A 25,049-nucleotide genomic window follows, 5' to 3' on the forward strand; every position below is an offset into this window, starting at 1 on the left:
TACCAGATGTAGCGAAGACTCCTTTCGTTCCGCGCGCCCCTAACGCGCTGTTAACCATGTTGTGCAAGTCTCTGAACTTGACCGCGGACTCCGCATGACTCAGCATGTGGATAACTTTGCCGGGGGCGGATCGAATGAGCGTGATGGGGCGACTGGGCGCGGCTGTGCGGCCGAAAAAGGGGGCGGATGCCGCGCCGCAATTGCCGCTCGGCCAGATCCTCCAGGACGATTGCGTGGCGGCGATGCGCGGCCTGCCCGACGCCTGCATCGACATGATCTTTGCCGATCCGCCCTACAATCTCCAGCTCGGCGGCGAGCTGTTCCGGCCGGAGGGCGGCCGGGTCGACGCCTGTGACGACGACTGGGACAAGTTCGACACCTTCCAGGCCTATGACGATTTCACCCGGGCCTGGCTTGCGGAGGCGCGGCGCATCCTGAAGCCCGACGGCACGCTCTGGGTAATCGGCTCCTATCACAACATCTTCCGCGTCGGCGCGGCGATGCAGGACCAGGGCTACTGGATTCTCAACGACATCATCTGGCGCAAGTCCAACCCGATGCCCAATTTCCGCGGCACCCGCTTCACCAATGCGCACGAGACATTGATCTGGGCGTCGCGCAGCGAGGAGAGCCGCTACACCTTCAACTATCGCGCGATGAAGGCGCTGAACGACGAGCTGCAGATGCGCTCCGACTGGGTGCTGCCGATCTGCGCCGGGCAGGAGCGGGTGAAGGACGGCGGCGCCAAGGCGCATCCGACCCAGAAGCCGGAAGCCTTGCTCTACCGGGTGCTGCTCGCCTGCACCAATAAGGGCGACGTCGTGCTCGATCCCTTTTTCGGCACGGGGACGACCGGGGCGGTGGCGCGGCGGCTCGGGCGCAACTGGATCGGGATCGAGCGCGAGAGCCGCTACATCCGCGTCGCGCGCGAGCGGATCGATTCCACGCTGGAGCTGGACGAGAGCGCGATGAAGGTGATGGCCTCGCGCGCCAGCCAGCCGAAATTGCCGTTCGGGACTTTGGTCGAGAGCGGGCAGATCGTGCCCGGCAGCTTTCTTACCGATTCGAAACGTCGCTGGAGCGCGCGCGTGCTGGCCGACGCCTCGGTCGAGCATGGCGGCCAGCAGGGCTCGATCCACAAGATCGGCGCCGCGGTGCAGGGGGCGCCGGCGTGCAATGGCTGGACCTTCTGGCACGTGGAGCGGGAGGGCGCGCTCGTGCCCATCGATGCGCTCAGGCAGGAATATCTCGCTGCGCATCAGGCCTGACTTCCCCTAGGAGGGGCGCATGACCGGCAGGACCTATCTTCGCCCCACGGGCTTCGTCGACGCGCCGTTCGGCCATGACGGCAAGGTCGCGCGGCTGGCCGGAGGCCTGGTCTTCTTCGCGAGCGTGGACATCGTCCGGGACGAGGGTGTCGAGCTGGTGCCCGTCCAGGGGATCGAGGATCGGCTGGACGACGCGGAGCGGCTCGTCTGGGAGCGGCTGACCGCGCCCCGCGCGGCGCTCCAGCTCGGCGAGCGGGTCGTGCGGCTGGACCAGCCCCAGGTCATGGGCATCGTCAACGTGACGCCCGACAGCTTCTCCGACGGCGGCGTCCACGAGGAGACCGAGGCGGCGGTAACCGCGGGGCACGACATGGCCGCGGCCGGCGCTGCCATCGTCGATGTCGGCGGCGAATCCACAAGGCCCGGCGCCAGGCCGGTGTGGGAAGGCGACGAGGCGGCGCGCGTGCTCCCCGTGATCCGGCGGCTGGCCATGGCGGGAACGGCGGTGTCGGTCGACACACGCAAGGCGCTGGTGATGGAGCAGGCCGTCGGCGCGGGCGCGCGGATGATCAACGACGTGTCGGGGCTGACCTGGGATCCGCGCGCGCTCGAGGTCGTTGCCAGGGCGGGCTGCCCGGTCGTGCTGATGCACCATAAGGGGCCGCCCGAATCGATGCAGGACGACCCGCGCTACGACCGCCCCGTCCTGCTTGAAATCTACGACTGGCTGGAGGCGCGCATTCAGGCGGCGGAAGCGGCGGGGATCGCACGCGAGCGGATCATCGTCGATCCGGGCTTCGGCTTCGGCAAGAACGTGCAGCACAATCTGCAGCTGATGAACGGCCTGGCCCTGCTGCACGGGCTCGGCTGTCCGGTCATGCTCGGCGCGAGCCGGAAGCGGACGATCGGGGCGCTGGCCGGCGAGGCCCCGCCCGACCGGCGGCTGGCCGGCTCGCTGGCTTTCGCGCTGCAGGCGGCGGGGCAGGGCGTGCAGCTGCTGCGCGTGCATGACGTGCCGGAGACGCTGCAGGCGCTGCGCGTGTGGCGAGGCTCGCGCGACGCGGCGCTGACGCCGAATCTCTAGGAGCGCCGGGATCGCGGCGATAGGCGTCGCGCTGGAAGACGAGGCCGTCCCCGGTCGGCAGCACGGTCAGATAAGTGATGTAGACCGGGATCGGCCGGGGCAGGTCGACGCGCTGCTCGGGCGTCCCGTTCGGCTGCGGCATCGTCCCGTCGAACAGCCAGCGCCCGAGCCGCAGCGCATCCTCGAGCCGGACGCAGCCCGAGCTTTCGCGGCGGTCGGCGCGGGCGAAGAGCTCGCGGTGCGGGGTGTCGTGCAGATAGACGCCGAGATCGTTGGGCAGCATGAACTTGACCCGGCCCATCATGTTCTGCGGCCCGGGCAGCTGGCGCATGTTGACGAGGCGGCGGCCCGCGGCAACGGCGCGCCAGTCGATCCGCCGCGGATCGAGCGTCTGCGCCTGGTCGGTCCAGTCGGAGAGGACCTGGAGCCGCTCGTCGGTGAGCACGCGCGGGCCGCGGGCGGCGGCGTTGCGGGCGCGCTTGCGGATCAGGTCCGGCGGCAGGTTCCAATAGGGGTTGAGCGCGGCATAGCGGATCAGACCGGCCATTTCGGGCGTCGGCATTGCCCGCTTGCCGACGATCACGAGCATCGAATCGCGGATCCGGCCGTCCTCGATCATCCAGAGCCGGGCGGAGGCGGTGTCGACGAGGACGTAGCGGCCCTGCACGGCGGGGATGGCGCGGGCCCGCTCGATATTGGCGAGGATCACCCGCTCGTAATAGGCGGCGCCGCGGTTGAGCGCGGCGATGGTGGCGGCATCAGCGCGGCCGGTGACGGCGAGGCCGTGCACCTGCTGGAAGGCGCGGAGTTTGGGCCCGGGATCGGCATTGGCGGCGAGGCCGAGGCGCTGGCGGAGCTGGTCCGGCCGGTTCGCGGCGACCTGGATCTGGGGCAGACCGGCCCAACGCGCGCGCCAGGCGGCGAGCCCGCGAACCAGGCCGTCATAGGCCGGGTTGCGGGACAGGCGGGCGCGCGCGAAGGCGATTGGCGAGGGCGCGGCGGCGAGGGCGTAGAGCGACGCGCTGTCCCCGGCCGCCATCGGCGCGAGGCCGGGGTCGATATAGCGCATCGCGTTGCGCTCCGGCGGCCGGGCGCTCTCTCGCGCCGCGTCGAGGAAGGCTTGGCTCAGCATCATGTCCGCCCGCAGCCGGGCGCGGCGGTCGCCGGGGCGGATCGCGTTGAGCGCGGCGACGACGTCGGGGCGCGGCGGCAGCAGGTTGAGCAGAGCCTGGTCCGCGCCGTCGGTCCAGAGCGGGTGGAAGTCGCGCTCGGCGTAGAAGGAGAGCAATTCGGGTCCCGGCTCGAAGGCAGGGGTGCCCGTCGCCGCGGCCGCGCGGAGCGGCGCCGGCTGCGGCGGGGAGCCGTAGGCCGCGACGGCCCAGAAGCCGAAAGCGAGCCCGGCGGCGCGCAGGAGGCGACCCAAAGAAGGCATGGGGGGAAAATAGGCGAAGGCGCGCGCCAGGTCCAACAGCGGGACAGCCGGGACTGGGCCTGTGCCGAACTGACGCAGCGCGGCGGGATTCTCTTTCCTTGGCGGCCCGGCTCGATATGGGGGAGGCGGTGACGCCCGATCTCGCCATCCTCTACGAGCATCCTTTGTGGTTCGAGCCGCTGTTCGCCGCGCTGGACCGACGCTCGGTGCCGTACCGGGCGATTCGGCTGACCGATCACAGCTTCGACCCGGCGGACAAGAGCGTGCCAGCGCCGGTCGTGCTGAGCCGCGTCGCCCAGTCGGGATTCCTGCGCGAGCCCGAGCACGGCATCTTCTATGCCCAGAGCCTGCTCGCCCATTGGCGGGCCAATGGCGCGACGGTGCTGAACGGGCCGGAGATCCTGGCCGTCGACAGCTCCAAGGCGCGGCAGCTGTCGCTGATCGCCGGCCTTGGACTCGCCATTCCCGAGACGCGGGTCGTGCACCGGCGGGAGGAGATATTGGCGGCCGCCGACGGCATGGCCTTTCCGTTGCTGCTCAAGGCCAATGTCGGTGGCTCGGGCGCCGGGATCGTGCGCTATGACGACCGCGCCGCGCTGGCGGAGGCGGTCGCCGAACGATTCCTGCCGGAGAGCGTCGACAGGGTCCTCCTGGTCCAGGATTATGTGCCGGCCGAAGGCGGGCGGATCATCCGGCTGGAGACACTGGGCGGGCGCTTTCTCTATGCGATCGAGGTGGAGACCGGCGGAAGCTTCGATCTGTGCCCGGCCGACGCCTGCGTCGCCGCGCCGGGGCGGGAGACGGTGCGCATGGCGGCGGTCGATCCCGGGCCCGAGCTGGTCGAGGCGGCCGAACGGATCGCGCAGGGGATGGCGCTGGACGTCGGCGGGATCGAGGTGGTGATCGACGCGCGCGACGGGGTGCCGCGCTTCTACGACATCAACGCGCTCTCCAATTTCGTCGCAAATCCGCTGGACGTGCTCGGCTGGGACCCGCACGAGCGGCTGGTCGATTTCCTCGAGGCTGCGATCACGGAGGCGAAGAGGTGAGATACGGCTATTGGATGCCCGTCTTCGGCGGCTGGCTGCGCAACGTGCCCGACGAGGGAATGGAGGCGAGCTGGAACTATGTGAAAAGGCTCACGCAGCGCAGCGAGCAGACGGGCTGGGACCTCACACTGATCGCCGAATTGAACCTCAACGACATCAAGGGCGTGACCGAGCCGGCGCTCGACGCCTGGTCGACGGCGGCGGCACTGGCGTCGGTGACCGAGCGGATCGAGCTGATGGTCGCGGTGCGGCCCAATTTCCATCACCCCGCGCTGTTCGCGAAGCAGGCCGCGAATATCGACCGGATCTCGGGCGGGCGGCTGGCGCTCAACGTCGTCTCCTCGTGGTGGGCGGACGAGGCGCGGCAATATGGCCTGCAATTCGACCAGCATGACGACCGCTATGCGCGGACCCGCGAATGGCTGGACGTGGTGGACGGGCTCTGGACCCAGCAGCGCTTCTCCTATGCCGGAGAACGCTATGCGCTGCAGGACGCGATCTGCGAGCCCAAGCCGGTGCGGCGGCCGACCATCTATGCTGGCGGCGAGAGCGAAGCGGCCAAGACGATGATCGCCACCCAGTGCGACGCCTATGTCATGCACGGCGATCCGCCCGAGGCGATCGCGCCGAAGATCGCCGACATGAAGGCGAGGCGGGAGAAAGCCGGCCGACCGCCCATGCAATATGGCATGGCCGCCTATGCGATCGTCCGGGACACCGAGGAGGAGGCGCAGGCCGAGCTTGCCCGGATCACCGCGCTGCCGCCCGAGCCGCCGGCGGGCTTCGACAATTTCGAGCAGTGGCTGTCCGGGACCGAGCTGGAGCGGGAGCTGAAGCTGCAGGAATATTCGGTGTCGAACCGCGGGCTGAGGCCGAACCTCGTCGGAACGCCGGCGCAAGTGAAGGCGCGGATCGCCGACTATGAAGCGGCGGGGCTCGATCTGCTGCTGCTCCAGATGAGCCCGCAGGCCGAGGAGATGGACCGTTTCGCCGCGGAGGTGATAAACGGCTGAGCATCCAGAGGAGAGGGGGACTCCGATGCGCATACTCGTCCTGATCATCGCCTTGCTGTGTGCTGCGCCCGCAGCGGCGGCGCCCGGTGCCGACTATTACAACCGGACCGGCCGCGCCGAGGCCTGGAGCGGCGGCGTCCGCATGATCCCGATCACCACGCCGCACGGCAATTTCCGCGTCTGGACTAAAAGGGTCGGCAACAATCCGCGGCTGCGCGTGCTGCTCTTGCACGGCGGGCCGGCGGCGACGCACGAATATTTCGAGGCGTTCGACAGCTTCCTGCCCGCGGAGGGCATCGAATATATCTATTACGATCAGCTGGGCTCGGCCTATTCCGACCAGCCCAATGACGACCGCCTCTGGACGATCGATCGCTTCGTCGACGAGGTCGAGCAGGTCCGCCGCGCGCTCGGTCTCGATCGCAGCAATTTCTGCCTGCTCGGGCACAGCTGGGGCGGCATGCTGGCGATGGAATATGCGCTGGCGCACCAGGCCAATCTCAAATGCCTGATCATCTCCAACATGATGGATTCGATCCCGGCCTATAATGATTATGCGCGGCGCGTGCTGATGCCGGCCATGGACCATACCCAGCTCGCGCTCGTCCAGCAGCTGGAGGCGAGCGGGCAGACCCAGGATCCGCGCTACATGCAGACGTTGATGCCGATGCATTATGAGCGGCACATCCTCAGGCGGCCGGCCGACCAGTGGCCCGAGCCGGTGACCCGTTCCTTCGCCCACCTCAATCACCATCTCTACACGCTGATGCAGGGACCAAGCGAGCTCGGCGCTAGCGGGCGGCTGGTCGAATGGAACCGGAGCGCGGACCTGCACCGGATCACCGTGCCGACTTTGGTGATCGGCGCCCGCTACGACACCATGGACCCGAACTGGATGCGGGCGATGGCCAACCGGCTGCCGCACGGCCAGTATCTCTATCTGCCCCAAGGCAGTCACATGGCCATGTATGACGACCAGGAGGCCTATTTTGCCGGCCTGATCCGCTTCCTGCACGGTGTGGAGCGCGGCGCCCGGCGCTAGGCCTTGTCGCGCTCCGCTTCGAGCCGGCGCTTGCGCTTGCCGCGGGCGATCTCCGTGGCGAGCGCCTCGAATTTGGGCTCCCAGAAGGCGCGGAACCGATCGAGCCACTGGTCGACCTCGCGCAGCGGCTTCGAGTCGACCGCGTAGAGCCGGCGCTGGGCCTCGGCCCGGACCGTGGCGAAACCCGCCTCGCGCAGCACTTTCAGATGCTGGGAGACGGCGGGCTGGCTGATCCCGAATTCGCGGCCGATCACCGCAACGACCTCGCCCGACGCCTGCTCGCCCTCAGCCAGCAGCTCCAGGATGCGGCGGCGGACGGGATCGCCGAGCACGTCGAAGGCGTGCATCAGGTGCCGCCTTTATAGAAGTGAGCGGTGCGATCCGCGGCCTCCGTCGCCGCGGCCGGATCAGTGCCATAGGCGATCGAGGCGTCGCGCCAGGCGTCGCTGCTGGCCTGGGCGAAGCTCCTGTAATTGTCGGTCTTCGTCCATTCGGAGTCGGTTTCCGGCGGCTTGTCCCAGCCATTCTCGACATGCTCGGCGAGGCCGAGGAAGGAGAGGTCCCAGCCCACGCCCACGGCGCCCGGCCCGAACTGGGCCCAGAAGCCTTCGGACTGCGGATCGATCATCGCCTCATGCTCGAGCTGCAGCCAGGTCGAGCCGCCTTCCTCTTCGCTGAGCGTGACATAGACCCAGGAGGTGTTGCCGCCGAATTCCCAGGTCAGCGCGAGCCGGCGCGGCGGCGCACACTCTGTGACCGTCCCGCCGGCATTGCCCTTGATCTGGTAGCGGCCACCGAGCCTCAGCTCGCCTTCCACCGGGGAGAACCAGCGCGGAATGCGCTCGGCGCTGGTGAGGGCGTCCCAGGCATCGTCGATGTCGGTGGCGAAGCTGCGGCCCGCGACCACCTTGCGGGTCGGCTGGCCATCTCTTTCGCCGGGGACGACCTTCCGGATCATTGCGCCGATATGGCGGGGGACGTCGAAGTGCATGCGGCCTCTCCCGATTGCGAGTCGGGTGCCGTATATCGATACTAGCTTATATAAGTCAAAGCCGTTATTTGACCGGGCCCGGGATCATGTGCGCACCGTCGAACGGATTGATCTTCAGGCTGGCCGGATCCAGGTCCTCGGCGCAGCGCAGGTTGATCTCGACCATCGGCCCGTTCGGGCCCTGGCCCTCCGCAAAGGGGGCGCAGCCGCAATTGCTGCAGAAATGGAAGGCGATATTGTCCTTGTTCCAGCGATAGGTGCTGAGGTCGTCGCGCGACGTCTTCAGGGTGAATTTGTCGGGCGTGGTGAAATGGTGGAGCGCGGCCCGGCGCCGGCAGATCGAGCAATTGCACTCCATTGCCTCGGTCGGCGGATCCTCGTTCACCTCATAGGCAATCAGCCCGCAATGGCAGCTTCCCTGAAAGGGCATCATTCCCTCCGTTCGCGTTCGAAGACGGCAATCAACGGTCCAAGGTCCGTTCTGGGGTCACGGCGCCCGCCGGGGCGGTCCCACAGGCTGGAGACCGAACCGTCCAGATAGAGCGCGTCGGGACAATGGAGCACGTCGCGAAAGAAACGCGCCATGCGCCCGAAGGACACTGCGTCTTCGGAGATGACGAACCAGGCGGTGTCGGCGCTGTCGACGCCGACCCCGTTGCGGATGTGGAGCGAGGGGCCATTGTCCTGGATGGCGGGATGCAAGCGGCCGTCGATCACCAGCATCGGGCCGGACTGGGTCGCCCAGCGCGGCCGGCTGCTCGAGGCATAACGACCAGAGGGCAGCACCGCGGTTCGGCCGTCGGCGGCAATGGTGAGGACGCCGTTGGGCAGCAAATGGAAGTTGCCGGGCCCGCGCTGCCGGTTGATCGCGCGGCGCTCGCGGCCGTCCTCGACGTAGAGGCCGATCGGCCGGCCGTCCTCGCCATACATGCCGGCGTTCATCGCGAAGCGGAGCCGGCCTGCGCGGGAACCCAATCGGGATTCGAACGCGTCGAAGCTGCGCAACGGCCCGCGCGGACCGTCGAGGATCAGCACGATCTCGTCGCGGCGGCGGTCGTAGCGGCAGACGGTAAAGGTCGAGCCTTCAAAATCCCGCTGCGAACAGGCCGCGGCTGTCGGGCTCTCCTGTGCCGGAACCGCCTTCGGCGACTCCGGGCCGCAGGCAACGAGCAGCAGAAAGGCGAACAGGCTAGAGCGAATAGCCGCCATCGCTGACCAGGCAGGCGCCCGTCGTATAGGCGGCGCGATCCGACAGGAGGAAGGCGATCTGCTCCGCCATCTCTTCCGCTTTGGCGTACCGGCCGAGCGGCGTCGCCATGGCGGCCATGGCCTTGTAGGCGGCCTCCTCGCTGCCGGTCTGCTCAACCAGGTCGGTGAAGAAGGGAACGCTCTTCCAGATGTCTGTCTCCACTCCGCCGGGGGCGATGGCGTTGACGCGGATTTTGGCCGCTGCGCCCTCCCTGGCGGCGATCCGGGCGAGATGGATGACCGCCGCCTTGGAGGCGCCGTAGGCAGCGATGCCGGGCTCGGCCTTCACCCCCGCGGCCGAAGCCGTCAGCACGATCCCGCCGCCCTGGCCGTTCGCGCGGATCGCCCGCATTGCCGCCTGCAAGGTCAGGAAGGCACCGTCGAGGTTGATCGCGAGCACCCGCCGCCATTCGGCAAAGCTCAGCTCCTCGATCGGCCCGCCCGCGCCGACCCCCGCATTGACGAGCGCATGGGTGAGGCCGGTCAGGTCGGCCTGCGACCAGAAAGCTTCGTCGGTCACGTCACCGATCAGGACCTGCCGCTCGCAGGGCAGGGAGAAGGCGAAGTCACGGAGCCTGTCCTCGTCCAGATCGACGAGGATCAGCTTGCGCGCGCCGTCATTGGCAAGGCGGGTGGCGGTGGCCGCTCCGATGCCGGAGGCGGCGCCGGTGATGAGGGCGATTGCGTCGGTGAAGTCGGGCATGGGCCGGCTGTATCAGGCCCGTCCCCACAAGGGGAGGGCCTAGGCGGCGATGTCGCCGATCCCGAGCTCGCCGAGCTTGCGGTAGAGCGTGGACCGCCCGATCCCCAGGCGCCGGGCGACCTCGGTCATGCGGCCGCGATAATGGCCGATGGCGAGGCGGATGACGTCGGCCTCGATCTCCTCAAGCGGGCGCAGATTGCCGTCTGCGGCATAGAGGGTGACGCCGGGGCCGTGGGCCATGGCCGAGGTCTGCGACTGGCCGTTGAGCGGCTTGGCGTGATAATCGTCCGAGCGCCGGCCCCAGGCCGCCTCGTTGGCGATATGGGGGAAGTCCGCGGCGGTCAGCGCGTCGCTCTCGCAGAGCACGGCGGCGCGGAAGAGGGCGTTCTGAAGCTGGCGGACGTTGCCGGGCCAGCCATAGGACAAGAGGATCGCCAGCCCGTCGTCGGTGATCGACAGGTGCCGCATGCCCGGTTGCTCGGCGATTCGCGCGAGCAGGTGGCGGGCGAGGGCGGGAATGTCGCTCTGCCGGTCGCGGAGCGGCGGAATCGGCACGTGGACGACGTTGAGCCGGTAGTAGAGATCCTCGCGGAAGCGCCCGGCGGCGACCTCCTCGGAAAGGCGGCGGTTGGTCGCGGCGATGATGCGCACGTCGACCGTCTGGGTGATGCGGCTCCCGACGCGCTGGATCTCGCCCGTCTCGAGGACGCGGAGCAATTTCACCTGCGTGTCGAGCGGCAGCTCGCCGACCTCGTCGAGGAAGATGGTCGACCCGTCGGCATCCTCGAAGCGGCCGATATGGCGGTCGAAGGCGCCGGTGAAGGCGCCCTTCTCGTGGCCGAACAGGACCGACTCGACGAGATTGGCGGGAATGGCGCCGCAATTGACGGTGTGCAGCTGCTTCTTGCCGCGCGGGGAGGCGGCATGGATCGCCTGGGCGATGATCTCCTTGCCCGACCCGCTCTCGCCCTCGATCAGGACGGAGACGCGGGCGCGGGCGGCCTTGGCGGCGACGGCGAGCGCGGCGCGGAACTTGGGCGCGGAGCCGACAATCTCTTCGAAGCCCAGGGCTTTGCTGATCTTCTCGGACAAGGGCCGCAGCTCGCCGGTCGACTTGCGGCGGTCGGTCGCGGTGTTGAGCGCCGCAAGCAGCCGTTCGGGAGCGAGCGGCTTGACGATGAAGTCGCTGGCGCCGGCCCGCATCGCGTCAACGGCGACATGGACGTCGTTCTGCGCGGTCAGGATGAGCAGGGGGATTTCGGGGCGAAAGGCACGGATGCGGCGGATGAGGTCCGTGCCTTCGTCGCCGGGCAGCCAGTGATCGAGCAGGATCGCATCGAATTTCGGCTCCTGCGGATCCTCGAGCATGAGCTGGGCGCCGTCGAAATCGGTGGCGCCGCGCACCCACCAGCCGGCACGCGCGCCGATGGCGGTGACCAGCCGGCGCTGGGCGGGCTCGTCGTCGATCAGCAACAGGCAACGGTTCGGATCCGCCCGCATTCTCGTCTCTCTCGTTTCGGGACAGGCGGGATAACCCAACATGAGTAAAGGCGGGCTTAAGGCGCCGCGCCCGCTTTCGCGCCTTGCCCCCCGTGCCCCGGCCTTGCTAGGGAACCAGCCAAACAGGAGGATTGCGGCGCATGGCCACTGACGAAGCCACCAAGGAAGTCCGGTCGCATTTGGGAAGTTATCGGCGGTTCACCTTCATGATGAAATGGGGGACGATCCTGAGCCTGATCACCGGCTTCATCGTCATCCTGATCATCTCGAACTAGAAGGGGACCGGGGGGTGAAGATCGCGGTCCTGAAAGAAGCCGAAGCAGGGGAGCTTCGGGTCTCCGCGACGCCCGAGACGGTCAAGAAATATGTGGCCCTCGGCGCCAGCGTGGCAGTCGAGGCAGGCGCCGGCCAGGGCGCTTCCATCGCGGATGCGGACTATGAAGCGGCGGGCGCCACGATCGTCGCCGACCGCAAGGACGCGCTGAAGGACGCGGACGCCGTCCTCGCCGTGCAGGGTCCGGACCCCAAGGCGCTTGCCGGCATGAAGAAGGGCGCCTGGCTGATCGCCGCGCTCAATCCCTTCGGGAAGCGCGAGCGCGTCGACGAATATGCCAAGGCCGGGATCGAGGCGCTCGCGCTCGAGTTCATGCCGCGCATCACCCGCGCGCAGAGCATGGACATCCTCTCCAGCCAGGCCAATCTGGCCGGCTACAAGGCGGTGCTCGACGCGGCGGCCGAATATGGCCGCGCCTTCCCGATGATGATGACCGCCGCCGGCACCGTCTCCGCCGCCAAGGTGTTCGTGATGGGTGTTGGCGTCGCGGGCCTGCAGGCGATCGCGACCGCCCGCCGGCTCGGCGGGCAGGTGTCCGCCACCGACGTGCGTTCGGCGACCAGGGAGCAGATCCAGTCGCTCGGCGCCAAGGCGATCTTCGTCGAGGACGTGAAGGGGATCGAGGGCGAGGGCGCCGGCGGCTACGCGACCGAGATGTCGGACGAGTATAAGGCCGCGCAGGCGGCGCTCGTCTCCAGCCATATCGCCAAGCAGGACATCGTCATCACCACCGCCCTGATCCCGGGCCGCCCGGCGCCGCGGCTGATCTCGGACGCGCAATTGCAGACGATGAAGCCGGGCAGCGTGATCGTCGACCTGGCGGTCGAACAGGGCGGCAATGTGGAGGGCGCGGTCGCCGGCGAGGTGGTGGTGAAGCACGGCGTCAAGATCGTCGGCCACCGCAACGTGCCGAGCCGGCTGGCCGCGGATACCTCCGCGCTCTTCTCGCGCAACATCTTCAATTTCCTGTCCGCCTTCTGGGATGCCGAGAAGAAGGCGCCGGTCTTCCCCGACGATGACGAAATCGTCCTGGGCATCCGGCTCACCAAGGGCGGCGAGGTCGTCAGCGAGCGGCTGAAGGCATGATTGCGGCGGCGTTACTGTCGCTGATTTTGCAAGCGGGTGCGCCTGCCGCGTCCGCACCCGAGACCGACGGCCAAAGGGCGGTGCGGGAGCATCCGCAGACGCTATTCAACTTCTTCCGGGCGCGGGCCTTTCACGACATGGCGGTGGCGGCCGATTGTCTTCGCATGGCGCCGGAGCGAACGCGCGATTTGAACGCCCGTTTCGAGGCAGCACGAACCCGGTTTGCCGCGCTCATCGGAGCGGGCGTCCTCGATCGGCGGGGCAACGAGTCGGCGGCAGATGGCAGGGATTGCTCGTCCGCTCTTCTCTTCGGCTATGAGGATAAGATCGTATTGGTCGAGCGCAACCTAGCCGACGGTGCGCCGTGAGGGCGACGGCGGGCATGCTGTCGGCGGCGATCCTGCTGGCGCCCGGCTGCGAGCGGCGGCCCGAACCACGAAATTCGAAGGAAGAGCCGGTGCGCCGGGCGACCTATCTCGCCGTGCTGGCGCGGGACCTGCTCGACACCTGTCCGGCGGGGCGGACGCCCCCGATCGAGGCCCAGCGCTACGAGGAATTGAAGCGGCTGGCCGCGCAGAGTGGGGCGGGCCATGCGGTGTGGCTGGGCGAGAATGACGCGGCCGCGATGCGCCGCGTCTCGCCGGGCCGGCCCTGCGAGGCGGGCGCGGTGCCGCAGGCATCGGCGCTCATGGCCTATAGCCGCAGATTGGACACCTTGGCCGGGCGGATCGCGGAGTACCGCCCATGAAGCGCTTGCTCTTCATCCTTCCCCTGCTGGCGCTCGGTGCCTGCTCGACCGCACCGGGGACCGGCTGGAGCCGCGCCAACGACCTCAGCGTCTATGGCTCGATGCACGTCTTCCGCCGCGCCGCGATCGACCAGGAGGCTTATTGCCTTGGCCGCAATCCGGACCTCGCTCTGGCCGACTGGGAGCGCGACTTCTCGGTGCGGCAGGAAGCGGTCACACGCGTGCTGGTCGGCCGCTACGGCGCCGACAAACTGGACGAGGCGCGCCAGATCTATGCGCCGCGCGTCGCCTGCGGCGTCGTCTACGACCCGCAATGGCGGCAGCGCTACACGCGCCTGCTCAGGCTACTTGAAACCCGGTTCCGCCTGCAGGCCGAGGGGGAAAGCTGATGGACTTCATTTCGATCCTGTCGATCTTCGTGCTGGCGGTGTTCGTCGGCTATTATGTGGTCTGGTCGGTGACCCCGGCGCTGCACACGCCGCTCATGGCGGTGACCAATGCGGTCTCCTCGGTGATCATCGTCGGCGCGCTGATCGCGGGCGCCGCGACCGGGGCGCCGGTCGCCAAATGGCTTGGCCTGGCGGCGGTGGCGATGGCCAGCGTCAATATCTTCGGGGGCTTCGCGGTCACGCAGCGCATGCTCGCCATGTACAAGAAGAAGGAGCGCTGAGGTGGCCGTTCAGGGGGGACATGTGACCTTGCCCGATGCCGCGGCGGCGACGCCCGCATGGGTGCTGCTCGCCTATCTGGTCGCGGGCGTCTGTTTCATCCTGGCCTTGAGAGGCCTGTCGAGCCCGGAAAGCTCGCGCCGGGGCAACCGCTTCGGCATGTTCGGGATGGCGCTCGCACTGATCACCACGCTCGTCCATTACCGGCCTTTCCTGCCCGGCGGACCTGGCGCGGGCCTCCTGGACAATATCGACTGGGCGACGGCCGGGCAGATATTGGGCGCGATCGCCGTCGGCGCCGTGATCGGCCTGGTGACCGCGCGGCGGATCGCGATGACCGCGATGCCGCAGCTCGTCGCCGCCTTCCACAGCCTCGTCGGCATGGCCGCGGTGCTGGTCGGCGCGGCCGCCTTCCTGAACCCGCTCGCCTTCGGCATCGCCGAGCCGGACGGGCTCATCCACATCAGCAGCCGGATCGAGATGGGGCTCGGCGTCGCGATCGGCGCGATCACCTTCTCGGGCTCGGTGATCGCCTTCCTGAAGCTCAACGGCAACATGTCGGGCAAGCCGATCCTGCTGCCGATGCGGCACTTCATCAATCTCGGCACGCTCGCCGCGATCCTCGGCCTGGTCGGCTATTTCACGCAGGACCAGAGCCAGTGGATCTTCTGGACGATCACCGCGCTCAGCTTCGCGATCGGCTTCCTGCTGATCATCCCGATCGGCGGCGCGGACATGCCGGTCGTGGTGTCGATGCTCAACTCCTATTCGGGCTGGGCCGCGGCGGCGATGGGCTTCACCCTGCACAACAGCGCGATGATCATCACCGGCGCTTTGGTCGGCAGCTCGGGCGCGATCCTGTCCTACATCATGTGCCGGGCGATGAACCGCAGCTTCATCTCGGTGATCGCGGGCGGCTTCGGCGGCGACGCAGCCGCGGCGTCCGGCGGCGGCGCGGCAATCGACCGGCCCTGGAAGCGCGGCTCGGCCGAGGATGCAGCCTTCCTGATGAAGCAGGCCGAGCTGGTGATCATCGCCCCGGGCTACGGCATGGCGGTGGCGCAGGCGCAGCATGCGCTGCGCGAGATGACCGACCTGCTCAAAGAGGAAGGGGTCGAGGTCAAGTTCGCGATCCATCCGGTGGCGGGCCGCATGCCCGGCCATATGAACGTACTGCTGGCCGAGGCGAACGTGCCCTATGACGAGGTGTTCGAGCTCGAGGACATCAACGCCGAGTTCAGCCGCGCCGACGTCGCCTTCGTGATCGGCGCCAACGACGTCACCAATCCGGCCGCGAAGACCGACAAGAGCTCGCCCATCTACGGCATGCCGGTGCTCGACGTTGAAAAGGCGAAGACCGTTTTGTTCGTGAAGCGCTCCATGGGCGGCGTCGGCTATGCGGGCGTCGACAACGAGCTCTTCTACCGCGACAACACGATGATGCTGCTCGCCGATGCCAAGAAGATGGTGGAAGAGATCGTGAAGTCGCTGGGCTAGTCGCGCGGACGAAACATGCCCTAAAGTCGTTGGAACAGGCCGCGGCCTGTTCCGGCTTGCCGACAAATTGCCCGGCCGGAGGTGGGCGAATAGCGAGGGGGACATGCCGTGACAGTTGGTTCGTTGCTGGAGGGTGGCTTTCGTCTCGTCAAGGAACGACCCGGCGCCATGCTGATCTGGACGATCATCCAGCTGGCCGCGACGATCGGGACGAGCATCTGGATGGCGGCAAACGTCCAGGGTCTCATCGATGCTGCGATGAGGGGTGAAGCCTCCCTCGAGTCGCTCCAGACGTCCTTTTTCCTCCAGTCGATGCTCGTGGGCATTGTCGGCGCCATCGTCAGCACGATCCTCTACGCGGCGGTGCAACGAGCGATCATCCGGCCAACGGAGGGCGGGCCCGGCTGGCTCAGGCTCGGGATGGACGAGATCAGGTACTTCCTGCTGCTCGTGCTCTACGGGATCATCTTCGGCGTCGTCATTATCGTCCTCGGAATCTTCCTCGGGCTGTTCATGGCGGGCGCCGGCGCGGGCGGCTCGACGAGCATGCAGCTGGTCCTGATCATCCTCGGCTTCATCGCCTGCTCCTATTTCGGGACAAAGCTGTCGCTGAGCTTTCCGCTCACCATGAAGGAGCAGACCTTCGCCATCGGGGACGGCTGGAGGCTCAGCGATGGCCGGTTCTGGACCTTGTATGCCGCCTATTTTATCGTCTTCCTCGTCCTGCTGGCCCTGGGCATCGCCACCTCCTTCGTGACCGAGCCGGACTATCTGTCGGCGGCTTTCCGATACGGCTTCAACTCGCCGGAAGCGGACCTGGCATCCCTGGCGCAGTTTCAGAAAATCGCGGCCGGCACGATCGACGCTCCGATCATCATCGGCTGGGTGCTGGCTGGATTGCAGGGCGCGATCGGCGCCGCGATGCTGGGCGGCGCCGCGGCGACCGCCGTGCAGGAATTGACCGCCGACGAAGAGGGACTGAGCGAGACCTTTTCCTGACCAGCGACAAATACTGGCGGATATTGGGCAGTTGCGGCATCATGCCCGCGAAATGACCGATTATTCAGCCAGCCCCGGCGTCCATATCTTCGCCGATACTGAGGCGGGGCTGGCGCGGATGCGGCGAACGGCCGGTACGGCCGGCTGCCGAACCGTATCGGCGATCCTGATCGGCGCGGGGCCGGAGCCGGCGCTGACGCCGGGCGCGAGCCTGCTGATCGAGCTGGAGCATGAAGCGTCCGGCGACGCCGCTATTCCGGTCCTCGACCTGGCGATGGCGGAAGCGGAACGGGGCGCGCGCGGTGCCGTCATCTCGGCGCCCCTGGCGCTGATCGATCTCGTCGCAGCGCGAGCAGCCCATAGTGACATCGAGCAGCTTTGCGAGGCTGGCGAGGAGGAGCGAGCCGCCGCCGTCGCCCGCGCCGCCAGGAGGCGGGAGGCGCGCCTGCATGACAGCCGGCGCGAGCGCCATTTCTCCGTCCTGCAGCCGCGTGCGGACACAGCCGGGGAGGTGCAAGCGACGCGCGCAGATGCTGCCTTCATCCGTGCGATGATCCGCTCCCGCCGGCTGCGAACGCACTATTTCGACGCCGATCTCTTTGCCGATCCGGCCTGGGACATGCTGCTCGATTTGATGGCGGCGCGGCTGGAAGGAAAGAAGGTGGCGGTTTCGAGCCTTTGTATCGCCGCCGCCGTGCCGGCCACGACGGCCCTTCGCTGGATCGGGGTCCTGACCGACAGCGGCCTGGTCGTGCGCGCCGCCGATCCGGAGGATAGGCGCCGAGTCCATATCGAGCTCGCGGAGGCGACCTGGCGGGCGCTTGGCGCCTGGCTGCACGAAGCGCGAAGCCTCTCGCCCTTGCCGGCCTGAGACAGGGGCCTGTCCTCGGCGCGGTGACGCATTGCGATTCTGTGAGAGACCGAGGGGCTGAAGCGCGGACGTCAGGGAGCCGCGCTTGCCCCCTGCCCAGGTTGGTGGCAGTGGCTGGCGCGAGGGCGCTTAGCTCAGTTGGTAGAGCGCTTCCTTTACACGGAAGATGTCGGCGGTTCGAGCCCGTCAGCGCCCACCAGCCTACGCCCGGACGGGCTTCGGCTGGCAAGCCAGCCGGAGGAGTATCATGGCCAGGAAGACCTATCATGGCAGCTGCCATTGCGGGGCGGTGACCTACGAGGCGGACATCGATCTCGAGCAGGGTACGGGCAAGTGCAATTGCTCGATCTGCGCGAAGAAAAGGATGTGGGGCGCGGGCATCAAGCCGGCCGACTTCCGGCTGCTCTCCGGTGAGGACCAGCTCGGCGACTATCAGTTCGGGACGATGTCCGGCCATCACCGTTTCTGCTCGAGGTGCGGCGTTTCGGTGTACGGCCATGGCTATGTCGAGGCGATCGGCGGCGACTATGTTTCCGTCTTTGTGGCGACGCTGGACGATCTCGACCCGGCGGACCTGCTGGCGGCGCCGGTCCGCTACGCGGACGGGCTGAACAACAATTGGTGGAACGAGCCGGCGGAGACGCGGCACCTCTGAGCGTCAGAGGCTCCTAATCAGCTTCGCGGCGACAGCGGCCCAGGGCGGATCGTCGAAGACCTGCTGCTTGCCGCCGGCGCCCAATGGCAGGATCTGGATGCGCGTGCCCTCGCGGCCGATCAGGCGGCCGAAGACGTAGCGACCCGCGGGGCGGGGGACGAGCACGTCCCGGTTGAGCGCGCTGACATAATCCTCCGGCGCCAGGCGGTTCAGCCAGATCTCGTCGCCGCTGCGATAGTCGCCCGAGGAGGACTGGACGAGGATCGCGACCATGTCCGGCGCCGGCCGGGGCGGCACGGCGACGCCCTCGCGGCGGGGGGCGTGCGCGCCCTCATGGTCGAGGATCGCCGCGACCGGGACATCCTCGCGCTCGGGCAGGGTGACGAGATCGGCCGCCTCGACGCCGAGCGCCTTCGCGATCCTGTTCAGCCAGCCGACCGAGACGGTGCGCGTGCCTGTCTCCAGCCGGCCGATCGTCTGCGGCGTGGTCGGCGGCTCGCAGCGGTCGGCGACGTCCTGCAGGGTGAGCTTCCGGGCGCGGCGGACCTCGCGGATGCGGGTGATCATGAAATTAACTCCAAACCGGATCGGTTCGTACTTTCCTACAGATTTATCCAGATGGCAAGTGGAACTCATGGCAAAGGCGCGGACTAGCGGACGGACCCGATTGCTGGCGGAGCGGCCACTGCCGCGCGATGGCCAGGCGCGGATGGCGCCGCGCGGCCTGCGCCCGGCGCGCTCGGTAACGGTGAATCTCGCCGAATCGCCGCTCGGCTGGCTGAAGGCGCGCGGGCTGGTCAGCGGGCGCCAGTTCGAGGCCGGGGAGACGTTGCGCGGCGACTGGGAGCTGGCCTGCCTGGCGCCGTCGGTGACGATGCGCTGGGACGCGCCGCCGCCCGGGCGGGCAGCCCGCGGCGCGCCGGAAGCGCCGGCGCCGACCCTGGTGCAGCTCGCCGCGAAACGGCGGTTCGAGGCGGCGGTCGCGGCGGTCGGGGAAGGGTTGAGCGACGTCCTGTGGCGCGTCGTCTGCGCCGGCGAGGGCATGCGCGAGGCCGAGCGCGCGCTCGGCTGGCCGGCACGGGCCGGGCGGGTGGTGCTGACCATCGCGCTCGACCGGCTCGCGGACCATTACCGGCTCAAATGAGCGGCGTGGCCCCGTCGCTATCCGAACATGAAGTCCGAGGCGTGGATCTGGTTGAGCTTGACGCCCTCGAGCAGGATGGAATCCGTTGTGCCCCAGGTGACCAGCACGTCGCTGCCCACCTTGGTGAAGGTGAGATCGCCGAAATCGTCGACGCCGGCGATGCCCTCGAAGAGGATCGTGTCCTTGTTCTTCTCGAAGTCGGTGATGCGGTCGTCGCCGTCGCCCGGCCCGAAGCCGAACGTGTCGCCGCCCTTGCCGCCGGTCAGCACGTCGTCGCCGCCGCCGCCCCACAGGAAATCGTCGCCCTTGCCGCCATTGAGGACGTCGTTGCCGCCCGGTTCCGGAACCGCGAGATCGGCGACGTCGGCATAGACGACGATCGGGCCCGAGCCGCCGGTATCATGGGTGTCGATGATCACCACACCGTCGCCGTAGAGCGTATCGGCGCCGTCGCCGCCGCTGAGACCGTCCGCGCCGGAAAAGCCGGCGAGGAGATTGTCGCCGCCATTGCCGCCGAGGAAATCGTCGAAGGCCGAGCCGGAGAGATTCTCGAAGCCGCTCAGGGTCATCATCCCCTGTTCGGTCGCCTGCACCATGCCCTGGAGGGCGAGCGAGACGGTGACGCCGGCGGCGGTGATGTCGGTGCCGTTGCCGTGCAACGACAAGGTGTCAGTACCGATGCCGCCATTTGCATCATGGTTGCCGTTGCCCACCTGGACGAGGTCGTTGCCAGCACCGGCGCTGAGAATATCATCGCCCGTGACTCCCGACGTGTCGGAACCGCCCCAGACATAATTGTCGCCGGCGTCGCCGGTCAGCACGTCGCTGAAGCGGGTGCCGGAGACGTGTTCGATCCCGATCAGGGTATCGAAGCCCTGGCTGCCGGTATTCTGGGCGACGCCGACAATGTTGAGATCGACGGTGACCCCTGCGACCGCACCCGTGCTGTACGCCGCCCGGTCGATCCCGGCGCCGCCGTCGATGATGTCGTCGCCGACGCCGCCGTTGAGAAAGTCATCGTCGTCACCGCCCTTGAGCGTGTCGTTGCCGCCGAAACCGCGCAGGAAGTCATGCCCGGCGAGGCCGGCCAGCGCATTGTCGCCGCCATCGCCGAGCAGGCCATCGTTAAAGGCCGAGCCGATCGCATTCTCGATGCCGGAGAAGGTGTCCTCGCCAGCGGCCCCTGAGGCGCCGCCGAAATCCAGATCGACGAACACTGCGCCGCCGGCCGAGGCATAGCTCGCCGTGTCCGAGCCGCCGCCGCCATGCAGGGAATCATCGCCGTCGCCGCCTTCGAGCGTGTCGTTGCCCGAGACAAGCAGCGGATCGATCAGGGTGATGTCGGCATAGGTAGTGATCGGACCCGAGCCGCCGGTGTCGTGCGTGTCGGCGATGATCCGGCCGTCGCCATAGAGCGTGTCGCTGCCATTGCCGCCGGAAAGCTGATCGTCGCTCAGGTCGCCGGCGATGACGTTGTCATTGCCGTCTCCGGTCAGGACGTCCGCGTGGATCGAGCCGGAGAGATTTTCGAAGCCGCTGGCGTTCATCATCCCCTGCCCGGTGGCCTGGGCCGAGCCCTGGAGCTGCAGGCTGAAGGTCACCCCGGCGGCGGTGATGTCGGTATTGTTGCCCCATAGCGACAGGGTGTCGGTGCCGGTGCCGCCGTCGAGATTGTGGTTGCCCGTGCCGACTTCGACGAGATCGTTGCCGCCGCCCGCGGCGATGATGTCGTCGCCGGTTATGCCCGAGCCGTCCGAGCCGCCCCAGAGCCAGTTGTCGCCGCCGTCACCGGTAAGGATGTCGCTGAAGCGAGTCCCGGAGAGGTGCTCGATGCCGACGAGGGTGTCGAAGCCGTGCCCGGTATTCTGGGCGACGCCGACAATGTTTAGATCGACGACAACACCGACCGTCGCGCCGACCGCGAACGAGGCGCGGTCGATGCCGGAACCGCCGTCGAGGAGGTCGTCGCCTTCGCCGCCGTCCAGATAATCGTCCTCCGCGCCGCCGAAAATCTGGTCATTGCCCTCCTGGCCGCGCATGAAATCGTGGCCGTTGCCGCCGTCCAGCAGATCATTGCCCTCGAGGCCGAACAGGCCGTCATTTCCGTCGAAGCCGTGAAGATCGTCGTCGCCGCTGGTGCCGACCAGAAAATCGTCGTCCGGCGTTCCGTTGAAGGTAGGCATGCCATCTCTCCTCCACGCTGGAAGCCTGACCATAATGCGAAGCAGCCGCGGCGACAAATGTCGAAGAGGCAAGGCTTGCCCGGGGGCGGATTCGGCGCGACAACGAGGCCTGCATCGGGAGGGGGCTTCAGATGGCGACGATTGCGGCGACTGGGGACGAAGCCATGCCGCCGCGACAGACACCGGCGCAGGCCGCTCCGGCCGCCCGGCGGATCGAGGCGCTGGATTTCGTCCGCGGCGTCGCGCTCTGCGGCATCCTGCTGATGAACATCATCGATTTCGGCCTGCCCGACGCCTACACCAACCCGCAAAATTCAGGCGGGGCGACCGGGGTCAACCTCGTCACCTGGGTGATCACCGAGATCGGCTTCGAAGGCACGCAGCGGGCGCTCTTCTCGATGCTGTTCGGGGCCAGCGTGATTCTGTTCACGTCGCGCCTCGAGGCGCAGGGACGGGCGGATGCCGCGGACATCTACGTGCGGCGCAATTTGTGGCTGGTCGGCTTTGGGATGGTGAATGCCTTTCTTCTGCTTTGGCACGGCGACATTCTCTATTCCTACGGGATCGTCGCCCTGTTCCTCTACGCCTTCCGCAAGCTGGCGGCGAAGTGGATGCTGCTGCTCGGAGTCGGCGCGCTGCTGGCCGGGGCGGTGTGGAACTATAACGAGACGCGGGCCACGCTGGCGCTCTACGAGCCCTATCCGGCCGCGGCGGCGGCGCGCGATGCCGGGGCGGAGCTGACCGAGGCGCAGGAGACGGCGATTTCAGAATGGGAGCAGGAGCAGTCGGAATATATTTCGAGCGCCGATGCGATCGCCAGGAAGATCCGCAACTATACCACGAACTACGAGCACGCCTTCGCCTATATGGCTGGCATCAACGTTATTTATCAAACCTATGGTCTATATAGATATTTTTTTGATATTTTTGGGATGATGCTGATCGGCATGGCCTTGTTCCGGCTCGGCGTGCTGACCCTGGAGCGGCGGACCGGGCTTTATGTGGCGATGATGCTCGGCGGCTATGCGATCGGGCTGGCGACGAACGCGCTCGAGACCAAATATATCATGGACCACGGCTTCAGCGCGCTCGCCTTCGCCGAGGTGTCGACGACCTATGATCTCGGCCGGCTCGGCATGACGATCGGCCATCTCGGGCTGCTGCTGCTGTTCGTGCGCAGCGGCTGGCTGCGCTGGCTCCGCCGCGGCTTCGCCGCCGTCGGGCGGATGGCGATCACCAATTATCTGATGCACTCGGCGATCTGCCTCGTGATCTTCATCCTGATGGGCAATTACGGCCAGCTGGAGCGGCACCAGCTTTATTATGTCGTCTTCGCGATCTGGGCCTTCCAACTGGTCTTCAGCTCGGTCTGGCTGAAGCTCTACAAATTCGGGCCGGTCGAATGGCTGTGGCGCAGCCTCACCTATCTGAAGCCGCAGCCAATGCGGCGGCGCAAGGAGGCGGGGGGCTGATGGGCCTGTTCGCCGTCGCCGCCGCCCTGGCCCTGGTCCCGGCCGCCGCCGATCATATCGGCCGCATCTACACCTATGTCCGCTCCGATCGTGACGGCGCCGAGGCGGAGACGATCCACGTCTACCGCGAGAGCCGGACTCAAATCGGCGTGGCCAAGATGCGCGGCCGCTGCAACAACGCCGCCTATGTGACCGCCGACCTCGATCTGGAGCGCGGCTATGCGACCAGGCTCGGCGGCGGCCGGCTCCGGCCGAATGCGCAGCGCGAGGAGTTTGCGGTGCTCAGCTATGACGCCGCGATGCGGCGGCTGGACGGGCGCGTGGACACGCCGAACGGCCCGATCCTGCTGACGCTGAACGTGGCGGACACGCCGTGGCACATTTACGATTTCGACCTCGCCAGCCTGACGATCACCGCCCAGTACCGGCCGAACCGCCGCGCGAATTTCAGCTTCGGTATGCCTTTGCTCTGGCCCGACGACGGCGCCAATCCGCTCCGCTATCTGGGCCGCGCCGAGCTTCGCTTCGTCCGCGCCGAGCGGCGGGGCGGCCGCCGCGCCCTGCGCTTCGAGGCCGGCGGTCCGGCCTTCGGCAATCGCGGCGGGCCGATCTGGTTCGACGCCGTGGACGGGCACATCGTCGAGGCGTCATGGGGCATTCCCAACCATAGCGAGCATCGCGATTTCCGCCTGCGGCTGACGCGGATCAGCGACGGCGGCGCGGCCGAGTGGCGGCGTTTGCTGAGCGCGCATTTCGAGGGCTGTCCGTCGCGATGAGGCTTGTCATGTTTGCCGTGGCCCTGGCCGCCTTCCAGGCTGCGCCGCAGCCAAGCCCGCCGCCGGGCCGGATTTTCGCGGAGACGGGCTATCTCGGCGAGGGGAACGAGGAGGCGGGCGGCTGGATCCGCCTCGCGCAGAGCCGGATGCGCTTCCGGCTCCCGGCCAGCGACAGCCAGAGGACGACCCTGGTCCGCCTGCTGGCCGCGGCCGCGGAGCGCGGCGTCGCCTTCCGAATCCGCTACGACGTTACGACCGGACGGCCCGATCCGGCGGGCGACTATGTCGAATATTCGCTCTGCTCGCTCTCGGTCGGAAACGGGGCGAGCTTCGGCGACGAGGCGCTCAATTGCCCCGAGCGGCCGGCACCGTCGCTCGGACCGGGGGAAGCGGCGCTGGTCCGCGGCATGGCCGAGGCGACTGACGCGCCGGCGGCGGCGCGGCGCTCGCTTGCCGCCGCGCTCGCGGCCCCGGGCCTGAACCCCCGCCTGCGGCCGATGGCGCTGGAAGCGCGCGGGCTGGCCGCGGAGACGCTGGCCAACGACCTGCCATGGGCAAGCGAGGCCTATGACCGGATCACCTTCGAGGGGCTCGCCGACTATCGCGCGTGGGCCGCCGCCGCGCCGGACGATGCGGAGCCGCTTCACTCGACCGCGCGCCTGCTGGCCGACCTTGGCGGCTATGAGGAAGCGCTGGGCGTCTATCGCGCGATCGGCCGGCGCTGGCCGGGCGAGGCCTTCGACGTCGCGGTCCGCACCGGCGCCTTGTTCCGCCGCCAGGCGCGCTATGCCGAAGCGCTGGCCGCGCTCGACGCGCACGGTCCGGTGGAGGGCATGCGCTATCGCTACCACCGCGCCTGGACCCTGCACCTGCTCGGCCGCGCGGCGGAGGCCCTGGCCGAGATCAACCAGGGGTTCGAGAGCCAGCCCGATTATCCTTATGCCTATTTCATCCGCTCCTGCGCGCAGGCGAAGCTCGGGCATCTGCAGGAGGCGTTAGCGGACCAGGAGCGGGGGCTGGAGCTGCTCGCCGGCTTCGCCCGCGAAGGGGCCTCGTTCGACGAAATCGTGCAGACGGGCCGCGCACATGTCGAGGCCCTGCGCCGGCTCGTCGCGGCGGGTCGGAGGCAGCCGACCGACTTGCCCTGCCAGGGATATTGGCAGCGCGACATCAGGGCCCGGACGCGAAGCCCGTTGCTGGGCCCGCCGGCGCGATGAAGCGCTTGAGGGCCGGCGGGCCGCGGCGCTAGAAGCGTTGCCGATAGAAACCGACCTTCAGGAGTCGCC

Annotated in this window: 27 protein-coding genes, 1 tRNA gene and 1 pseudogene; 20 read left to right on the top strand and 9 right to left on the bottom strand. The window is 68.0% G+C overall.

All coding sequences use genetic code 11. The annotated features are described in order from the left end of the window. The first annotated feature begins 134 nt into the window (after positions 1 to 134). Complete coding sequence (locus VEC11_RS09920; protein WP_464130584.1) at positions 135 to 1,268, top strand: DNA methyltransferase; 1,134 nt, start codon at positions 135 to 137, stop codon at positions 1,266 to 1,268. Between the two features lie 19 nt (positions 1,269 to 1,287). Continuing rightward, positions 1,288 to 2,352 carry a dihydropteroate synthase gene (folP, locus tag VEC11_RS09925; RefSeq protein WP_464130585.1) on the top strand — a complete coding sequence of 355 codons (1,065 nt, stop codon included), beginning with the start codon at positions 1,288 to 1,290 and terminating at the stop codon, positions 2,350 to 2,352. Between the two features lie 154 nt (positions 2,353 to 2,506). On the opposite strand, the pseudogene VEC11_RS09930 reads toward folP, so the two are convergent. Continuing rightward, a pseudogene (locus tag VEC11_RS09930) lies at positions 2,507 to 3,784 on the bottom strand (L,D-transpeptidase family protein); the annotation flags it as partial. A 98-nt stretch (positions 3,785 to 3,882) separates the two neighbouring features. Here VEC11_RS09930 and VEC11_RS09935 point away from each other — a divergent pair. Genes VEC11_RS09935 through VEC11_RS09945 form a run of 3 tightly spaced genes read left to right on the top strand, consistent with a single transcriptional unit; the run spans position 3,883 to position 6,888 of the window. Continuing rightward, positions 3,883 to 4,833 (top strand): ATP-grasp domain-containing protein, encoded by a 951-nt coding sequence (locus VEC11_RS09935; RefSeq protein WP_464130586.1) that lies wholly within the window; start codon positions 3,883 to 3,885, stop codon positions 4,831 to 4,833. After that, positions 4,830 to 5,846 (top strand): LLM class flavin-dependent oxidoreductase, encoded by a 1,017-nt coding sequence (locus VEC11_RS09940; protein ID WP_464130587.1) that lies wholly within the window; start codon positions 4,830 to 4,832, stop codon positions 5,844 to 5,846. The genes VEC11_RS09935 and VEC11_RS09940 overlap by 4 nt, the downstream gene beginning before the upstream one ends. Positions 5,847 to 5,871: 25 nt before the next feature. Beyond that, complete coding sequence (locus tag VEC11_RS09945; protein WP_464130588.1) at positions 5,872 to 6,888, top strand: proline iminopeptidase-family hydrolase; 1,017 nt, start codon at positions 5,872 to 5,874, stop codon at positions 6,886 to 6,888. On the opposite strand, the gene VEC11_RS09950 is transcribed toward VEC11_RS09945, so the two are convergent. The 6 genes from VEC11_RS09950 to VEC11_RS09975 form a co-directional block, all read right to left on the bottom strand. Further along, positions 6,885 to 7,235, bottom strand: a complete 351-nt coding sequence (locus tag VEC11_RS09950; protein WP_464130589.1) for an ArsR/SmtB family transcription factor — start codon at positions 7,233 to 7,235, stop codon at positions 6,885 to 6,887. The genes VEC11_RS09945 and VEC11_RS09950 overlap by 4 nt on opposite strands. Next, positions 7,235 to 7,879 (bottom strand): SRPBCC family protein, encoded by a 645-nt coding sequence (locus tag VEC11_RS09955; RefSeq protein WP_464130590.1) that lies wholly within the window; start codon positions 7,877 to 7,879, stop codon positions 7,235 to 7,237. The genes VEC11_RS09950 and VEC11_RS09955 overlap by 1 nt, the downstream gene beginning before the upstream one ends. A gap of 64 nt (positions 7,880 to 7,943) precedes the next feature. Next, positions 7,944 to 8,309, bottom strand: coding sequence for a GFA family protein (locus VEC11_RS09960; protein ID WP_464130591.1), 366 nt, complete (start codon positions 8,307 to 8,309; stop codon positions 7,944 to 7,946). Beyond that, complete coding sequence (locus tag VEC11_RS09965) at positions 8,309 to 9,088, bottom strand: phosphodiester glycosidase family protein (protein WP_464130592.1); 780 nt, start codon at positions 9,086 to 9,088, stop codon at positions 8,309 to 8,311. The genes VEC11_RS09960 and VEC11_RS09965 overlap by 1 nt, the downstream gene beginning before the upstream one ends. Further along, the gene (locus tag VEC11_RS09970; protein WP_464130593.1) at positions 9,069 to 9,830 is read right to left on the bottom strand and encodes an SDR family NAD(P)-dependent oxidoreductase; all 762 of its coding nucleotides are present in this window, start codon (positions 9,828 to 9,830) and stop codon (positions 9,069 to 9,071) included. Before VEC11_RS09970 ends, VEC11_RS09965 begins: the two co-directional genes overlap by 20 nt. A 39-nt stretch (positions 9,831 to 9,869) precedes the next feature. Beyond that, positions 9,870 to 11,330: a sigma-54-dependent transcriptional regulator gene (locus tag VEC11_RS09975; RefSeq protein WP_464130594.1), complete on the bottom strand. Its 1,461-nt coding sequence runs from the start codon at positions 11,328 to 11,330 to the stop codon at positions 9,870 to 9,872. A gap of 140 nt (positions 11,331 to 11,470) precedes the next feature. Between VEC11_RS09975 and VEC11_RS09980 the strand changes: the two genes are divergently transcribed. The 11 genes from VEC11_RS09980 to VEC11_RS10030 all read left to right on the top strand — a co-directional run bounded on the left by VEC11_RS09980 (position 11,471) and on the right by VEC11_RS10030 (position 18,188). Continuing rightward, positions 11,471 to 11,605 carry a hypothetical protein gene (locus VEC11_RS09980; RefSeq protein ID WP_464130595.1) on the top strand — a complete coding sequence of 45 codons (135 nt, stop codon included), beginning with the start codon at positions 11,471 to 11,473 and terminating at the stop codon, positions 11,603 to 11,605. Positions 11,606 to 11,619: 14 nt separating this feature from the next. Next, positions 11,620 to 12,750 (top strand): Re/Si-specific NAD(P)(+) transhydrogenase subunit alpha, encoded by a 1,131-nt coding sequence (locus VEC11_RS09985; protein ID WP_464130596.1) that lies wholly within the window; start codon positions 11,620 to 11,622, stop codon positions 12,748 to 12,750. Continuing rightward, entirely contained in the window at positions 12,747 to 13,118 is a 372-nt protein-coding gene (locus VEC11_RS09990; RefSeq protein WP_464130597.1) for a hypothetical protein, read from the top strand. Before VEC11_RS09985 ends, VEC11_RS09990 begins: the two co-directional genes overlap by 4 nt. Beyond that, on the top strand, positions 13,115 to 13,498 hold the full coding sequence (locus VEC11_RS09995; RefSeq protein ID WP_464130598.1) for a hypothetical protein: 384 nt from the start codon (positions 13,115 to 13,117) through the stop codon (positions 13,496 to 13,498). The genes VEC11_RS09990 and VEC11_RS09995 overlap by 4 nt, the downstream gene beginning before the upstream one ends. Then, on the top strand, positions 13,495 to 13,887 hold the full coding sequence (locus tag VEC11_RS10000) for a hypothetical protein (RefSeq protein WP_464130599.1): 393 nt from the start codon (positions 13,495 to 13,497) through the stop codon (positions 13,885 to 13,887). The genes VEC11_RS09995 and VEC11_RS10000 overlap by 4 nt, the downstream gene beginning before the upstream one ends. Continuing rightward, entirely contained in the window at positions 13,887 to 14,168 is a 282-nt protein-coding gene (locus tag VEC11_RS10005) for an NAD(P) transhydrogenase subunit alpha part 2 (protein ID WP_464130600.1), read from the top strand. The genes VEC11_RS10000 and VEC11_RS10005 overlap by 1 nt, the downstream gene beginning before the upstream one ends. A gap of 22 nt (positions 14,169 to 14,190) precedes the next feature. Then, the gene (locus VEC11_RS10010; protein ID WP_464131209.1) at positions 14,191 to 15,663 is read left to right on the top strand and encodes an NAD(P)(+) transhydrogenase (Re/Si-specific) subunit beta; all 1,473 of its coding nucleotides are present in this window, start codon (positions 14,191 to 14,193) and stop codon (positions 15,661 to 15,663) included. 168 nt (positions 15,664 to 15,831) lie between these two features. After that, complete coding sequence (locus VEC11_RS10015; protein ID WP_464130601.1) at positions 15,832 to 16,662, top strand: hypothetical protein; 831 nt, start codon at positions 15,832 to 15,834, stop codon at positions 16,660 to 16,662. 52 nt (positions 16,663 to 16,714) lie between these two features. Then, entirely contained in the window at positions 16,715 to 17,533 is an 819-nt protein-coding gene (locus tag VEC11_RS10020; RefSeq protein WP_464130602.1) for a hypothetical protein, read from the top strand. Positions 17,534 to 17,656: 123 nt separating this feature from the next. After that, positions 17,657 to 17,732 (top strand) — tRNA-Val (locus VEC11_RS10025). 48 nt (positions 17,733 to 17,780) lie between these two features. After that, positions 17,781 to 18,188, top strand: a complete 408-nt coding sequence (locus VEC11_RS10030; protein ID WP_464130603.1) for a GFA family protein — start codon at positions 17,781 to 17,783, stop codon at positions 18,186 to 18,188. Between the two features lie 3 nt (positions 18,189 to 18,191). On the opposite strand, the gene VEC11_RS10035 is transcribed toward VEC11_RS10030, so the two are convergent. Next, entirely contained in the window at positions 18,192 to 18,755 is a 564-nt protein-coding gene (locus VEC11_RS10035; protein ID WP_464130604.1) for a helix-turn-helix domain-containing protein, read from the bottom strand. A gap of 142 nt (positions 18,756 to 18,897) precedes the next feature. Here VEC11_RS10035 and VEC11_RS10040 point away from each other — a divergent pair, with 142 nt between their 5' ends. Beyond that, positions 18,898 to 19,332 carry a DUF6456 domain-containing protein gene (locus VEC11_RS10040; protein WP_464131211.1) on the top strand — a complete coding sequence of 145 codons (435 nt, stop codon included), beginning with the start codon at positions 18,898 to 18,900 and terminating at the stop codon, positions 19,330 to 19,332. A gap of 17 nt (positions 19,333 to 19,349) precedes the next feature. Here the strand turns inward: VEC11_RS10040 and VEC11_RS10045 are convergent, their stop codons facing one another. Further along, positions 19,350 to 21,515 (bottom strand): calcium-binding protein, encoded by a 2,166-nt coding sequence (locus VEC11_RS10045; protein ID WP_464130605.1) that lies wholly within the window; start codon positions 21,513 to 21,515, stop codon positions 19,350 to 19,352. 131 nt (positions 21,516 to 21,646) lie between these two features. On the opposite strand from VEC11_RS10045, the gene VEC11_RS10050 reads away from it, so the two are divergent. From VEC11_RS10050 to VEC11_RS10060, 3 genes are read left to right on the top strand one after another with little or no spacing between them, the layout of a single operon-like run. Then, positions 21,647 to 22,987: a DUF418 domain-containing protein gene (locus tag VEC11_RS10050; protein WP_464130606.1), complete on the top strand. Its 1,341-nt coding sequence runs from the start codon at positions 21,647 to 21,649 to the stop codon at positions 22,985 to 22,987. Continuing rightward, positions 22,987 to 23,763, top strand: a complete 777-nt coding sequence (locus VEC11_RS10055; RefSeq protein WP_464130607.1) for a hypothetical protein — start codon at positions 22,987 to 22,989, stop codon at positions 23,761 to 23,763. Before VEC11_RS10050 ends, VEC11_RS10055 begins: the two co-directional genes overlap by 1 nt. 8 nt (positions 23,764 to 23,771) lie before the next feature. After that, complete coding sequence (locus VEC11_RS10060) at positions 23,772 to 24,980, top strand: tetratricopeptide repeat protein (protein WP_464130608.1); 1,209 nt, start codon at positions 23,772 to 23,774, stop codon at positions 24,978 to 24,980. Positions 24,981 to 25,049: the final 69 nt, after the last annotated feature.

It is taken from the genome of Allosphingosinicella sp., from assembly GCF_035626655.1.
GTDB lineage: Bacteria > Pseudomonadota > Alphaproteobacteria > Sphingomonadales > Sphingomonadaceae > Allosphingosinicella.